Origin of the sequence: Nisaea sp., assembly GCF_017640745.1 — a bacterium.
Taxonomy (GTDB): Bacteria; Pseudomonadota; Alphaproteobacteria; order Thalassobaculales; family Thalassobaculaceae; genus Nisaea.
This window is the reverse complement of sequence record NZ_JAEPQA010000034.1, coordinates 19,344-33,246: the sequence shown is the minus strand read 5'-3', so window position 1 is coordinate 33,246 and position 13,903 is coordinate 19,344. Positions and strand designations below refer to the sequence as shown.

Genomic DNA, 13,903 nt, shown 5'->3' with positions numbered 1-13,903 from the left:
GGATCACCACATCGGCCGGAGGGGCGCCGACCTCGGTCCGGCGGCGGCCGAGTTCCGTCGATTTGGCGAAGGTGCGCCGGATCTCCGAGATCTCGCCCGAGACCGCCTTCCAGCGCAGCCCCTCGTCGCCAAGCAGGGCCTCGATCTCCGCCTTCTCGGCGGTCAGTTCCTCGAATTCCTTGCGGATCTCGATCTCTTCCAGCTTGCGCAGGCTGCGCAGGCGCATGTTGAGAATCGCTTCTGCCTGACGTTCGGTCAGCTCGAAGCGCCGGATCATCTCCTCTTTCGGATGATCCTCCTCGCGGATGATGCGGATCACCTCGTCGATATTGAGGAAGGCGATCAGGTAGCCGCCCAAGACCTCGAGACGGTCCTCGATCTTGCCGAGCCGGTGCTTCGAGCGCCGCACCAGCACCTCGTGACGGTGATCGAGGAACGCCCGCAGCGTCTCCGGCAGGGACATGACCCGCGGCGTCTGGTCCGCGTCGAGCACGTTCAGGTTCAGGCTGAACTTGATCTCGAGATCGGTCTGCCGGTAGAGGCTCTCCATCAGCACTTCCGGATCGACATTCCGGCTCTTCGGCTCCAGCACGATACGCACATCGGCCGCGGACTCATCCAGGATGTCGCCCAGCATGGTCAGCTTGCGGGCCTGCAGCAGTTCCGCGATCCGCTCGATCAGGCGGGACTTCTGTACCTGGTAGGGGATCTCGGTGATGACGATCTGCCAGGTGCCGTTCTTCAGCGGCTCGACCTCGTACTTGGCGCGCAGGCGGAAGCTGCCACGGCCGGTGCGGTAGGCCTCGATCACCTGCGCCCGGTCCTCGACCAGGATGCCGCCGGTCGGGAAATCCGGGCCCGGGATCATGTCGACCAGGGTCTCGATCCGCGCTTCCGGATGCTTGATCAGATGCAGCAGCGCGTCGCAGAGCTCTTCGACATTGTGCGGCGGGATGTTGGTCGCCATGCCGACCGCAATGCCCTGGGCGCCGTTCGCCAGCAGGTTCGGGAACGCCGCCGGCAGAACTACGGGCTCACTGCCCTCGCCGTCATAGGTCTGGCGGAAATCGACCGCATCCTCGTCGATGCCACGCAGCAGCAGTTCGGCCACCGCCGTCATACGCGCTTCCGTGTAGCGCATGGCCGCCGCGTTATCGCCGTCGATATTGCCGAAATTGCCCTGCCCGTCGACCAGCGGATAACGGACCGCGAAATCCTGCGCCAGGCGCACCATCGCGTCGTAGATCGCCGCGTCGCCATGCGGGTGGAATTTACCCATGACGTCGCCGACGACGCGGGCCGACTTCTTGAAGGCCTCGTCCGGCGACAGCCTCAGCTGACGCATCGCGAAGAGCAGTCGCCGGTGCACGGGCTTCAGGCCGTCGCGCACATCGGGCAGCGAACGGGCCATGATCGTGGAGAGGGCGTATGCGAGGTAACGTTCGCTCAGGGCATCGCTGAGCGGGGTTTCCCGAATGTCAGGCAGCATGGATCTTGTGGACCTTCATCTAACGATACGCGAGATATTGTATGCGACCGGCCCAGCGCTTCCAAGGAAAGAGAATCCCGGAAAGCCGGGATTCGGCGATTTTCAACCGATCGTATCGGGTACGGCGCGGCCTTCGATCCGCTCCCGGAAGCGGGTGCGCGCGGCCGGGTTCTGTTCGCCCTGGGTATTGAACAGATTCTTCTCGAGGAAATGTCCCGTGAGATCGAGTCCCTTCAGGAGATCGGCCATGTCTCCTCCGCCGCGACCGATCAGGAAGTCCGGCATCGGCAGCAAGCGGTCACGGTAGGGTTCTCCGGCGGACAGCGAGACGGCACGCCCGGTGCGCGGACTGACATAGGCGAGATCGTCGTTCCCGCCGGTCGCGGCACAGGCGGAGAGGTCGAGCCCGTAGCCCAGTTCCGCGAGCAGGCCGAGTTCCCAGCGCACATAGACCGCGATCCAGAGATCGCCGAGCTCCTCGTTCGCCATCGCCCCGATCAGGGCGAGCAGGCCGGCATGGATCGCCGGATGCGGTTCGCGCTCCGGCAGCGCCCGGTCGGCGACGGCGCAGGCGGCGGTCAGGCCTGCCAGCTTGAGCGGGTCGTCGAAATGGACGGCGGCATGGCTTGCTCCCAGCTCGAGCGTAAAGCTGCCGAGCTGCTCCGCCAGCCGCGCACGCCAGGTCGCCCGCACCGCGTTCCCGGGCTGCAGGACGCCTTTCTGCTTCGAGGACGCTCCGCCCCGGACCAACCCCGCGTGACGCCCATGCTCTTCCGTCATGAGAACGGCGATCGCCCCGGATTCGCCATGCGGACGGACCGAGAGGACGATGCCGGTATCAGTCCATTCCACTGCCGTGCCTCTCGCTCTCGCCGGCGTGACGCGTCGCGGCCTCGTGCTGTCTGTGCGCCTTGCGCTCCTGATAAGCATGAGACAGCGCCGAAGCGAAGATACCCGCCGGCATCGCCACCAGTCCGACCCCGGAAAGGGAAATCAGTCCGGCAAAAATCTTGCCCATTGTCGTGACCGGATAGACATCGCCGTAGCCGACGGTCGTCAGCGTCGCCATTGCCCACCACATGGCCCTCGGGATACTGCCGAAAGCCTCGGGCTGCACCTCGCGTTCCGCCACGTAGAGCAAGGCCGCGGCCCCCACCATCATCGCGAAAGCGATCATGCTGGTGAAGACAAGCTCGTGGCGCCGTTCGGCAATGCTCTCCCAGACCTCCCGGGCCGCAGAGGTAAACGGACCGGCCCGGGCAAGGGTCAGCAGCCGCAGCACACGGAGCAGGCGCAGGATGTAGAAATAGGGTCCCGCGATCGGAATGGCGGCCAACTGAAGCAGGAAAGGCAGGATGGCGAGCAGATCGATCAAAGCGACCGGCGTCAGCATGTATTTCAGGCGCCCGAGCGGTCCCGCGAACTCGCGCCGCTCCGCCTTGCACCAGACCCGTGCCACATACTCCACAACAAAGAGGCAGCCGAACGCGAACTCAAGTGTGCGGAAGAGATCCGGCGCGAGCGTACGAATTGTCGGCTCGCTCTCGAGCACAACGGCGGCAACCGAAATAAAGATGGCCACCATGATCAGTTTGTTGCTGAGCGAGATCGGCTGCCCGGGGCGCGCCTCGACATCGAGTTCTCGCCACACCCGGGTCCGGAGGCTATCCAAGGCGCAGTACCTTATGCAGAGAGACGAACATTACGTCCTCCAGTCGGGCATAAACGGGCGCGCAAAGCAATCGCGGGCTCACGCGTCCGGATCGAGCCCCCACTCGCGATAGCGTTCCGGGTCGTCGATCCAGTTCTCGCGCACTTTGACGAAGACGAAGAGGTGGATCCGCTTGTCGAAGATCTCCTGCATCTGGCGCCGCGCGGCCGCTCCGATCGCCTTGATCATCGAGCCGTTCTTGCCGAGCATGATCTTCTTCTGGCCTTCGCGCTGAACGAAGATCACCTGGTTGACGACCGCACTGCCGTCTTCCTTCTCGACCCACTGTTCGGTCTCGACCGTCGCCGCATAGGGCAGTTCCTGGTGCAGCCGATTGAAGACCTCCTCGCGCGTGATCTCCGCCGCCAGAAGCCGCAGCGGCAGGTCCGTCACCTCGTCCGGCGGATAGAGATACGGTCCGGCCGGCATCCGTCCCGCCAGATAGTCCAGCAGATCCTCGCAGCCGTCGCCGGTCTCCGCTGAGATCATGAAGGTTTCCTCAGCGATTCCAGTCTCCGCCAGCTCCGCCGCGAAAGGCAGCAGAGCCTCACGCTGGGTGGCGTCGATCTTGTTCAGGACCAGGATGACCTTGCGGCCGGTCTTCTGAAGACCTTCGATGATGCGCCGCGTATCGGGATCGACCTTCTTGCGCGAGGCGTCGACCATCAGGACGACGAGATCAGCGTCCCCCGCCCCTTCCCAGGCAGCATGCACCATGGCCCGGTCAAGCCGGTGCTTCGGCTCGAAAATGCCGGGCGTGTCGACGAAGACGATCTGCGTTTGCCCGTGCATGCAGACGCCGCGAATGCGCGTGCGGGTCGTCTGCACCTTTCGGGTCACGATCGAGACCTTGTAGCCGACCAGCCGGTTCACCAGCGTCGACTTGCCGGCGTTGGGAGCGCCGACCACGGCAACGAAGCCGGCGCGGGTTTGCTCAGTCATCCAGTTTCGCCATCATCTTGCCCGCCGCATCCTGTTCGGCGATCCGTTTCGATTTCCCGGTTCCGGTCTCCGAGCCGAAGCCTTCCACGGAGACGCGCACGGTGAATTCCGGCGCATGGGCCGGTCCGTCCCGGCCGACGGTTTCGTAGGCCGGCAGCGGTATTTTCCGGGCCTGGACCCATTCCTGCAAGGTCGTCTTCGCATCCTGCGGCGGCCGCCGCTCGGCTTCGACCAGCGGGTTCCAGCATTGCAGGATGAAGCGCCGTGCAGCCTCGAGGCCGCCGTCGAGATAGAGCGCACCGATCACCGCTTCCATAGCATCGGAGAGAATGGTCTCGCTCTCCCGCACCCCCGCCTCCGTCTCGCCGCGCGAAACAATGAGAAACCGGCCGAGCCCGATCTGCCGCGCGACCTCGGACAGCGCCTCGCGGCGCACCAGACCGACATGGCGCTTCGCGATCGCACCCTCGCGCTCGTGCGGGAACCGGTCGAGCAGATGCTCCGCCATGATCAGCGCCAGCACCCGGTCGCCGAGGAACTCAAGCCGTTCGTAGGCGTTCCACGCTCTCGGCTCCGCGCTCGCATGCGTGACCGCGCGACGCAGCACGTCGGTATGACCGAATTTATGTCCGAGAAGGTCTTCGAGTTCTCCGAGGTCGGCTTCCATCGTGCGGTTACTCAATGGCCTGGAACAACCTGCTGTAGCGTGTCGCGAACGGCCACTTCCAAAACTCGTAGCCCCGGGCGCTGCCGTCGGTGGAGAAGAACAGGAACTCGGCGCGGCCGACGAAATTCTCGAACGGCACCATGCCGACGGACCCGTCCCGGCTGTCGAGGGAATTGTCCCGGTTGTCGCCCATCATGAAATAGAGGCCATCGGGAATTTCGAATTCTCGTGTGTTGTCATGCTGCGCGCGGTCGCCCAGCTGCTCGAGAATATGGTGCTCGACGCCGTTCGGCAGCGTTTCGATATATTGCGGGATCGACACCGTGCGACCGTAGTGATCGGTCATCACGTAATCCTCGACCCGGCGCCGGGGAACGATCTCGCCGTTGATATAAAGCCGTCCCTGCTTCATCTGGATCCGGTCGCCCGGCAACCCGATCACCCGCTTGATGTAGTCCGTCGCCTCGTCCGACGGCTTCTTGAACACGGCGACGTCGCCTCGCTCCGGTGCCGAGGCGAGAATGCGGCCGTCGAACAGAGGCGGCGAGAACGGCAGCGAATGGCGGCTGTAGCCGTAGGATGGTTTCGAAACGAACAGATAGTCGCCGACCAGCAGGGTCGGGAACATCGAGCCCGAGGGAATATTGAAGGGCTCGTACGCGACGGTCCTGAAGGCAACCGCGATCAGGATGGCGTAGACGAGAGTCTTGATGAATTCCCGCATGGTACTCCCGGAGGCGCGGTGATGGTCTTTCAGATCTCTGATCGATGGCGGGGGTCCGTCATCGGCCGTCCGCGGCAGCGGCGGGCAAGGCGCAATGTATGCCGCATTCGTCCGGTAACGGCAAGCCGGACGCCCTAGGCACGGGCTTCGCTCCGCAGACCGGCAGCTTCGGCTGAAATTACCACGAAGGCCTGCGCCATCGGCGGTTCGTCGGTCAGGCTGAGATCGACGCGCGCGACGTAACCGTCCGGCGTGATCGCTTTCAGACGGGCGGCAGCGACACCGCTGAGTTCGAAAGAGGGTTTGCCGGACGCGTCATTGACGACTTCCAGCTCGCGCCACTGGATCCCGGCCCGATCTTCCTCGCCGAGCGCTTTCCAGATCGCTTCCTTGGCCGCGAAGCGCTTGGCGTAGACCGCCGCGCGATTGGCCTTGCCGTCCGCACGCGCGCGTTCCCTGTCGGTAAAAATACGAGCCAGAAAGCGGTCGCCGAAGCGCTCGATGGAACGCTCGATCCGGGTGATATCGACGAGGTCGCTGCCAATGCCGAGGATCATGCCGGGCTCAGGCGCCGACCCTGCCGGAGGCGCCGGCGCGCGCCTTGTCCATCAGCGCGCGCATGCGGCGGATCGAGCTGTCCAATCCCCCGAAGATCGCTTCTCCGACCAGGAAATGGCCGATGTTCAGTTCGTGGAACTCGGGCATCTCGGCGATCGGGCCGACGGTGTCGAAGGAAAGTCCATGTCCCGCATGCATCTCGATGCCGAGCCCGGCGCCATAGCGCGCCGCCTCGCGGATGCGTTCGAGATGCGTCGCGCGCTCCGCGTCGGTCGCAGCCTCGCAATAGGCACCCGTATGCAGCTCGACCACAGGGGCGCCGAGCGAAACAGCGGCATCGATCTGCTTTTTGTCGGCCTCGATGAAAAGGGAGACCCGGATCCCCGCCGCTTTCAGCTCGGCGCAGAAACGGGCGAGGTGATTGTGCAGGCCCGCCGCATCCAGACCGCCCTCGGTCGTCACCTCCTCGCGCTTTTCCGGCACGATGCAGGCGGCATGCGGGCGATGCTTCAGCGCGATGGCAAGCATCTCGTCGGTCGCCGCCATCTCGAAATTGAGCGGCAGGTCGATCTCCCGCGTCAGACGCTCGATGTCGCCGTCGGAAATATGCCGCCGGTCTTCCCTCAGATGCGCGGTGATCCCGTCCGCGCCGGCTTCCGCTGCGAGACGTGCCGCGCGGACCGGATCCGGATGCTGTCCGCCCCGGGCGTTCCGGATCGTCGCCACATGATCGATATTCACACCGAGCCTGAGATAACTCATCGACTTCCCGCTCCCTGTTCGGAGACCTGGCCCTCAAGCAGGCGGTCCCGTGCGGATTTTCTGGCCACGGCGTCTGCACGCCGCTGGATCTTTCGCGCCCGGTAGCCGTGGATCATCCCCGACAAGGGCAGGTAGAAGAGCACCCAGACACCCGCTCCGGTGAGCAGACCGCCAACCATCATGGTGACGAGCACTTCGAGGCTCTGCCCAAGAGTTTCTCCGGAAATGATCCCGACGACCATATCGAAGGTCAATTGCGGCGGCGGTCCGTCCTCCGGCGCGCCCATGATCCAGCCCCCGACCTTGTAGATCCAGAGCCAGATGAAGGGGAACGTCCAGGGATTGCCGATCACGGTCCCGATCGCCGAGGCGAGAATGTTGGCGCGGATCGCCCAGGCGAAGAGGCCCGCCAGAATGAAATGAAAACCGATCAGAGGCGTGAAGGACGCCGCCGCCCCGCAGGCAAAACCCGCAGCGATGCTGTAGGGAGTCCCGGGCATCCGGCCGAGCCGATGGACCAGATAGCGCCAGAGGCGCGCGAAGCCCATCCGCGGCCACAGAAGCTCTCTAACCTTCGATCCAATACCCGGCATTTGCCGGCGCTTGAACATGGACGCCGAACCTTTCCCACTGCGAACTCACTCGATGCCGTTGTAAGCGCTCCTGCCACCGGAGCGCCGGCACCTCACTTTATTTGGGTCAGCCTCGCGCGCGATCCACCGAATTGATGACCGGGGTTGCACGAAGCGCCGCGATGATCTCCGTCAGATGACGAACATCGCCTACCTCAACATCGATATATAGCTCGAAAAAGTCGGTCGAGCGGTTCACGATCTTCAGGTTGATGATATTCCCGCGGCTTTTACCGATGACGGTCGAAAGGCTGCCGAGGCTGCCCGGCTCGTTTGCCAGGACCACGTCGAGCCTGCCGACATGCATGCCGTTTTCCGACTCGAGATCCCAGGAGACATCGAGCCAGCGCTCCGGCGTCGCATGGAAGTTCTCCAGCGTGTCGCAATCGATCGTGTGGATCGTCACGCCCTTGCCGGTGGTCACGATCCCGACGATACGCTCGCCCGGCAGCGGATGGCAGCAGCGTGCGTAATGCACCGCCATGCCCGGGATGAGCCCGCGAAGCGGCACGGCGTCCGCCGAGCCCTTGCGTGTCTTGGTCCGCGCCCGGGTGATCGGAACGACATTCTGTTTGCCCGGCGCCGGAAGGGTTTCCGGAACGGCGGCATGCAGCACTTCGCGGTCGCTCAGCACGCCCTCGCCGACGCCGGCCAGAAGATCCTCGACGGTCTCGGACTGGAACTTGGAGAGGATCGGCTCCAGCAGCTTGTCCGAATATTTCTGCGCCTCCTGACGGAACACCTTCTGCATGATGGCGCGGCCGAGATCGGCAAATTGCTGGCGCCGCTGCAGCCGGACGAAGCGCCGGATCCGCGCCTTCGCCTTGCCGGTGACGACGAACTGTTCCCAGGTCGGCGACGGGGTCGAGGTCTTGGAGGTCGAGACCGCGACCTGGTCGCCATTCTTCAGCGGCGTGGTCAGCGGCATCAGACGATCGTTGATCCGCGCGCCGACGCAGCGATCGCCGACTTCAGAATGCACCGCGTAGGCGAAATCCACCGGCGTCGCGCCGCGCGGGAGCGAGATCAGGTCGCCTTTCGGCGTGAAGCAGAAGACCTGGTCCTGGTACATCTCGAGCTTGGTGTGCTCGAGGAATTCCTCCGGTCCCGAGGCGTGCTCCAGGATTTCGAGAAGCTCGCGTATCCAGCGGTATTTCTTGCCTTCGCGGCTGTGCTCCGGGCCTTCCTTGTAGACCCAGTGCGCGGCCACGCCGAGTTCGGCGACCTGATGCATCTCGCGCGTCCGGATCTGGATCTCGATCCGTTTCTTCAACGGGCCGATAATGCCGGTATGGAGCGACTGGTAGCCGTTCGGCTTCGGTGTGCTGATGTAATCCTTGAAGCGGCCGGGAATGACCGGGTACTTGCCGTGGACGGCTCCGAGAAGCTGATAGCATTCGCCCGGATTGTCGACGACGAGGCGGAACGCCATGATATCGGAGAGCTGTTCGAAGCCGACATCCTTGCGCTGCATCTTCAGCCAGACCGAATAGGGCGATTTCCGGCGCCCCGAAATTTCCGGTTCCAGCCCGACCCCCTTCGAGGTCTCCAGCAGTTCGCCGATGATCCGTTCGACCGTGTCGCTGCCTTCGTCATAGAGATAGTCGAGACGCTTCAGGATCGAGGTTCTTGCATCCGGATTGAGCTCCGCGAAAGCCAGGTCCTCGAGCTCGTCCCGCATCGACTGGATGCCGATCCGCTCGGCGAGCGGCGCGTAGATATCCATCGTCTCGGCGGCGATGCGGCGGCGCTTTTCCTCGGAGGAGATGAAGTGCAGCGTCCGCATGTTGTGCACGCGGTCGGCCAGCTTCACCAGGAGGACGCGGATATCCTCGCTCATGGCGAGGACGAGCTTGCGGAAATTCTCCGCCTGCTTGGTCCGGTCCGACTGCAGTTCGATCCGGGTCAGCTTGGTGACACCGTCGACCAGCCGCAGGATGTCCGCGCCGAAGAGCTGCTTGATATCCTCGGGCGTGGCGTCGGTGTCTTCGATCGTATCGTGGAGCAGCGCCGTGATGATGGTGCTGGTATCGAGGCGCATGTCGGTGAGGATGCCGGCGACCTCGAGCGGATGAGAGAAATAGGGGTCGCCCGACGCCCGTTTCTGCGAACCGTGCATCTTCATCGCATAGACATAGGCGCGGTTCAGCGCGTCCTCGTCCATGCCTGGGTCGTAGCTCTTGACCCGTTCGACCAGCTCGTATTGGCGGATCATGCGCGTCCCTCGGGACTCTGCGGGAGCGCGCTCACGTTGTCAGACCCGCACGGAGCGGCTCCGGCTCCATTGCGGTGGAGAGAGCAAAAAGCGGGAAGCCGAAACGGCTTACCCCTCGCGTCCGAGGACCTCGTCATCAACGTCCTCGAATCCGCCGCCGGCGCCTTCATCCTGTGCGGACTGGATCTGCATGCCCAGCGCGTCCGCAGCATCCTCGATGGCGGCCCCGCCATCGGCTTCGAGGGCGCTCATGTCCTCTTCTTCCGGACCGTCGTCCTCGACAATCCGCTGCAGACCCTTCACGAGCGCTTCCTGAAGCGCCTCGATATCGACCGTACGGTCCGCGATCTCGCGCAGCGCAACGACCGGGTTCTTGTCGTTATCCCGATCGACCGTCAGCTGGCTGCCCGCGGAGATGTCCCGCGCACGCTGACCGGCGACCATCACCAGATCGAACCGGTTCGGAATTTCCAAAATGCAGTCTTCAACCGTGACCCGTGCCATGGGTTTGCGTCCCGTTTCTAAAGATACCGGAAAGAAAGATATATATTGGTTCGAGGGTGCCGGAGCAAGCGATTTAGGTCAGGAAACGCGCCCTTCTTTCAGGAACCGAGCGGACGCGCGGTCTGTTCCGGATCCAGCTCCGCGATCAAACGATCGATTGACGCTCCGGACCGCGGATGCGTCCAGCCCGGCGCCAGATCGCGCAGCGGCAGCAACACGAAGGCCCGTTCATGGAGCCGCGGGTGCGGCAGCACCGGACCGGCCCCGTCCCCAGCCCCGTCACGGCAAAGCCCGCGATAATCCAGCAGGTCGAGATCGATCACACGCGGCCCGTTCACCTCCCCGCGCACGCGGCCATACTCCGCCTCGACCCGGTGCAGCGCCTCGAGAAGGCGCACAGGGTCCAGGTCGGTCTCGACCCGATAGACCGCGTTCACATACCAGGGCTGGTCGGAAATCGGGACCGGCGCGGTCTCGTACCAGCGGGACACCGCGAGCGAGACGATGCCGGCGCCGCCGAGATCACGAACCGCCGCTTCCAGGGTTTCGCGCGGAGAGGAAAAGCGCGGGCTCGGAAGGTTGGCCCCGACACCTAAAAAGATCATGGACAAGGGTCTACCATCTCAAGTGAGAAGCAAGGAAATTGAGCCCGCGTGGAAACTTTGGTATAGCCAGTTGTCCGGCAGAAAAGAACGGCAATTTTTCTGAAATTTGGCGCGGCATAATCACAACCTGACGTTACTTGCGGACAGCCGCAGCCACTGCTCTATTGCGCGGAAGAGCAGATAATAAAAAAGGAAAAGCTTTATGCATTTTTACCCTCAGGAGAGAACCGGTCTGTTCATCGATGGCGCCAACCTGTATTCAGCGGCCCGGTCGCTGGGCTTCGACATCGACTACCGCAAGTTACTCTCCGTCTTTGCCGACGAGAGCCGGCTCGTCAGGGCGTTTTACTACACTGCCCTGATCGAAAACGAGGAATACTCGCCGATCCGGCCGCTCGTCGACTGGCTGGACTATAACGGCTACACCATGGTGACCAAGCCGACCAAGGAATATACGGACGCTTCCGGCCGCCGGAAGATCAAGGGCAACATGGATATCGAACTTGCGATCGATGTCCTCGAAATGTCCGAACATCTCGATCATGTGGTTCTCTTCTCCGGCGACGGCGATTTCCGCCGGCTGGTCGAGGCCGTTCAGCGTAAAGGCGTCCGCGTTACGGTCGTCTCTACGGTGAAATCCCAGCCGCCGATGATCGCCGACGAACTGCGCCGTCAGGCGGACCACTTCCTTGAGCTGCAGGACTTCCAGGCGAAGATCGCCCGCAGCCATCAGGACCGCCCGCCGCGCCCGCAGCAATCGCGCTTCGACGAGGAAATGGACGAGGACGATTACGAGGATCTCGACGAGGCGGAAGTCACGCCGCGGCGCCCGAACTACTGAGCCACCGCGTTCCGATTCCATGCCCTCAGCGATTGCCTCTCTTGCGGAGCCGGGACGCGACTGCCCGCTCTGTCCGCGTCTGGTCGATTTCCGCCACGCCAACCGGGAGAAATTCCCGGACTGGCATAACGGTCCGGTCGTCTCCTTCGGCCCGACGGACGCGGCTTTCCTGATCGTCGGTCTTGCCCCGGGCCTGCGCGGCGCCAACCGGACCGCGCGCCCCTTCACGGGCGACTATGCGGGCGACCTGCTCTACCAGACGCTCGGCCGTTTCGGATTCACAAGCGGCGACTACGACCGTGAGGGCGAGGACGATCTCGCCCTCGTCGATTGCCGCATCACCAATGCCGTGCGCTGCGTGCCGCCGGAGAACAAGCCCGTCGGCGCCGAGGTGAAGGCCTGCGCGCCGTTCCTGCAGATGGAGCTTGCCGGCCCGCGTCGGGTGGTGCTCGCGCTCGGCGGTCTCGCCCACGGCGCGGTGCTGTCCGCGCTCGGCATTCCGAAGAACCGCTTCAAGTTCGGCCATAACAGCGTGCACGAACCCGGCGGCGGTCTGACGCTGGTCAATTCCTACCATTGCTCGCGCTACAACACGAACACGGGCAAGCTCACCGAAGAGATGTTCGAAGATGTGTTCCGGACGATCCGCGCAATCGTAGACCGCGGCTGAGGCGCCGCCTCAGTTCTTGTCGCGGATCAGCCGCGCTTTTTCCCGCTGCCAGTCCCGCTTCTTCTCGGTCTCGCGCTTGTCGAGCTTCTTCTTGCCCTTGGCGATACCGAGCGCGAGCTTGGCGATACCGCGCCGGTTGAAATAGAGCTGCAACGGCACGAGGGTCGCACCCTCGCGCTGGATCAGACCGAGCAGCCGGTCCCGCTCCTTCCGGTGCACCAGGAGGCGCCGCGGCCGTCGCGGTTCGTGATTGAACGGCTCGGCCGCGGGATACTCGGGAATATGCGCATTGAACAGCGTCAGCTCGCCACGGTCCTGTCCCGCATAGGACTCGCCGATGCTCGCCTTGCCGTCACGCAGGCTCTTCACCTCGGAGCCGGTCAGCACAAGACCGGCTTCGATGGTGTCCTCGATAAAGTAGTCGTGCCGCGCACGGCGGTTCTTGGCGATCACGTGATCGCCGGATGTCTGTCCCGACATGGGAGATTTCCTTCAACCGCCGGCCCGGTCCCGGCCCGCCGATCAGTTCAGCAGACCGGCATGCCGGAGGGCGGATTCCACTTTCTGTTTGCTGCTGTCGGCGATTTCGCAGATCGGCAGACGCGCGGTCGGCTCGCAGATGCCGAGCAGGCTCGCAGCGTATTTGACCGGACCCGGACTGCTCTCGCAGAACAGGGCCTGATGCAGCGGGTAGAGCCGGTCGTTGATCGTCCGCACGGTGTCGAGGTCGCCCTCGCCCCAGGCCTTGTGCATCCGCGCGAGCGGACCCGGCGCCACATTCGCGGTCACCGAGATGCAGCCATGGCCGCCCTGGGAGAGATACGGCACCACGGTCCCGTCTTCACCCGAAAGCTGACAGAAGTCCGGACCGATCGCGAGCCGGGTCTCGATCGGGCGCGTGGCGCTTGCCGTCGCATCCTTGACCCCGACGATGTTCGGGATCTCCGCCAGCCGCTTCATGGTCTCGACCGACATGTCGATCACGCTACGCGGCGGGATATTGTAGATCAGGATCGGAATATCAACCGCGTCGGCAATCGCCTTGAAATGGCGATACATGCCTTCCTGGGTCGGCTTGTTGTAATAGGGCGTGACGATCAGCGCGGCGTCTGCACCGGCTTCCTTGGCATGCTGCGTCAGCTCGATCGCCTCTTCGGTCGAGTTCGAACCGGTACCGGCGATCACCGGCACGCGGCCCGCCGCCTGCTCGATGCAGAGCTCCACCACACGCTTGTGCTCGTCATGGCTGAGGGTCGGGGATTCGCCCGTCGTCCCGGTCGGGATCAGGCCGTTGGTCCCCTCCTCAATCTGCCAATCGACAAATTTTCGGAACGCGGCCTCGTCGACCGCGCCGTTTTTGAACGGCGTGATCAATGCTACCAGGGATCCCTTGAACATCGGATTTCCAGCATTGTAGGCCACGACTCGTCTCCTGCCGATTGGCATTGGTTTTAGAAAGACGGCGACCATACGCCCCGCATCGCAGACGGACAAGAACAAGCATGCCGGGTCCGGCGGTTTTCCGCGGTCCGGACCTTGCTGCCGTCGCATGCCTGCAGCGCCCCATAGCTTACGGCGACTTA

The 13,903-nt window shown here is 63.8% G+C and carries 16 protein-coding genes; 2 read left to right on the top strand and 14 right to left on the bottom strand.

The window, feature by feature from the left end; translation table 11 throughout:
• The 12 genes from parC to folK all read right to left on the bottom strand — a co-directional run.
• On the bottom strand, window positions 1–1,489 hold a 1,489-nt coding region (parC, locus tag JJ959_RS18920), incomplete at its 3' end, for a DNA topoisomerase IV subunit A (protein ID WP_292887243.1).
• A gap of 102 nt (window positions 1,490–1,591) precedes the next feature.
• On the bottom strand, window positions 1,592–2,341 hold the full coding sequence (gene recO, locus JJ959_RS18915) for a DNA repair protein RecO (RefSeq protein WP_292887240.1): 750 nt from the start codon (window positions 2,339–2,341) through the stop codon (window positions 1,592–1,594).
• Entirely contained in the window at window positions 2,328–3,140 is an 813-nt protein-coding gene (locus JJ959_RS18910) for an ion transporter (RefSeq protein ID WP_292887237.1), read from the bottom strand. Before JJ959_RS18910 ends, recO begins: the two co-directional genes overlap by 14 nt.
• Before the next feature lie 99 nt (window positions 3,141–3,239).
• Window positions 3,240–4,142 carry a GTPase Era gene (gene era / locus JJ959_RS18905; protein ID WP_292887234.1) on the bottom strand — a complete coding sequence of 301 codons (903 nt, stop codon included), beginning with the start codon at window positions 4,140–4,142 and terminating at the stop codon, window positions 3,240–3,242.
• Window positions 4,135–4,809 carry a ribonuclease III gene (gene rnc, locus JJ959_RS18900; RefSeq protein ID WP_292887232.1) on the bottom strand — a complete coding sequence of 225 codons (675 nt, stop codon included), beginning with the start codon at window positions 4,807–4,809 and terminating at the stop codon, window positions 4,135–4,137. The genes era and rnc overlap by 8 nt, the downstream gene beginning before the upstream one ends.
• A 7-nt stretch (window positions 4,810–4,816) precedes the next feature.
• A complete protein-coding gene (lepB, locus tag JJ959_RS18895; protein WP_292887230.1) occupies window positions 4,817–5,533 on the bottom strand; it encodes a signal peptidase I in 717 nt (238 codons plus the stop codon).
• A gap of 134 nt (window positions 5,534–5,667) precedes the next feature.
• A complete protein-coding gene (gene acpS / locus JJ959_RS18890) occupies window positions 5,668–6,090 on the bottom strand; it encodes a holo-ACP synthase (protein ID WP_292887228.1) in 423 nt (140 codons plus the stop codon).
• A gap of 7 nt (window positions 6,091–6,097) precedes the next feature.
• Window positions 6,098–6,853 carry a pyridoxine 5'-phosphate synthase gene (locus JJ959_RS18885; RefSeq protein ID WP_292887225.1) on the bottom strand — a complete coding sequence of 252 codons (756 nt, stop codon included), beginning with the start codon at window positions 6,851–6,853 and terminating at the stop codon, window positions 6,098–6,100.
• Window positions 6,850–7,401: a DUF2062 domain-containing protein gene (locus JJ959_RS18880; protein WP_292887222.1), complete on the bottom strand. Its 552-nt coding sequence runs from the start codon at window positions 7,399–7,401 to the stop codon at window positions 6,850–6,852. The genes JJ959_RS18885 and JJ959_RS18880 overlap by 4 nt, the downstream gene beginning before the upstream one ends.
• A gap of 151 nt (window positions 7,402–7,552) precedes the next feature.
• Window positions 7,553–9,700: a bifunctional (p)ppGpp synthetase/guanosine-3',5'-bis(diphosphate) 3'-pyrophosphohydrolase gene (locus tag JJ959_RS18875; RefSeq protein WP_292887219.1), complete on the bottom strand. Its 2,148-nt coding sequence runs from the start codon at window positions 9,698–9,700 to the stop codon at window positions 7,553–7,555.
• A 108-nt stretch (window positions 9,701–9,808) separates the two neighbouring features.
• Window positions 9,809–10,204, bottom strand: coding sequence for a DNA-directed RNA polymerase subunit omega (rpoZ, locus tag JJ959_RS18870; RefSeq protein WP_292887216.1), 396 nt, complete (start codon window positions 10,202–10,204; stop codon window positions 9,809–9,811).
• Window positions 10,205–10,302: 98 nt separating this feature from the next.
• Complete coding sequence (gene folK, locus JJ959_RS18865; RefSeq protein ID WP_292887213.1) at window positions 10,303–10,809, bottom strand: 2-amino-4-hydroxy-6-hydroxymethyldihydropteridine diphosphokinase; 507 nt, start codon at window positions 10,807–10,809, stop codon at window positions 10,303–10,305.
• Window positions 10,810–11,011: 202 nt separating this feature from the next.
• On the opposite strand from folK, the gene JJ959_RS18860 reads away from it, so the two are divergent.
• Window positions 11,012–11,650: an NYN domain-containing protein gene (locus tag JJ959_RS18860; RefSeq protein WP_292887210.1), complete on the top strand. Its 639-nt coding sequence runs from the start codon at window positions 11,012–11,014 to the stop codon at window positions 11,648–11,650.
• Between the two features lie 19 nt (window positions 11,651–11,669).
• Window positions 11,670–12,320: a uracil-DNA glycosylase gene (locus JJ959_RS18855; protein WP_292887207.1), complete on the top strand. Its 651-nt coding sequence runs from the start codon at window positions 11,670–11,672 to the stop codon at window positions 12,318–12,320.
• A 9-nt stretch (window positions 12,321–12,329) separates the two neighbouring features.
• On the opposite strand, the gene smpB is transcribed toward JJ959_RS18855, so the two are convergent.
• Window positions 12,330–12,800, bottom strand: a complete 471-nt coding sequence (gene smpB / locus JJ959_RS18850) for an SsrA-binding protein SmpB (RefSeq protein WP_193180085.1) — start codon at window positions 12,798–12,800, stop codon at window positions 12,330–12,332.
• Window positions 12,801–12,842: 42 nt separating this feature from the next.
• The gene (gene dapA, locus JJ959_RS18845) at window positions 12,843–13,718 is read right to left on the bottom strand and encodes a 4-hydroxy-tetrahydrodipicolinate synthase (RefSeq protein WP_292887205.1); all 876 of its coding nucleotides are present in this window, start codon (window positions 13,716–13,718) and stop codon (window positions 12,843–12,845) included.
• Window positions 13,719–13,903 lie beyond the last annotated feature (185 nt).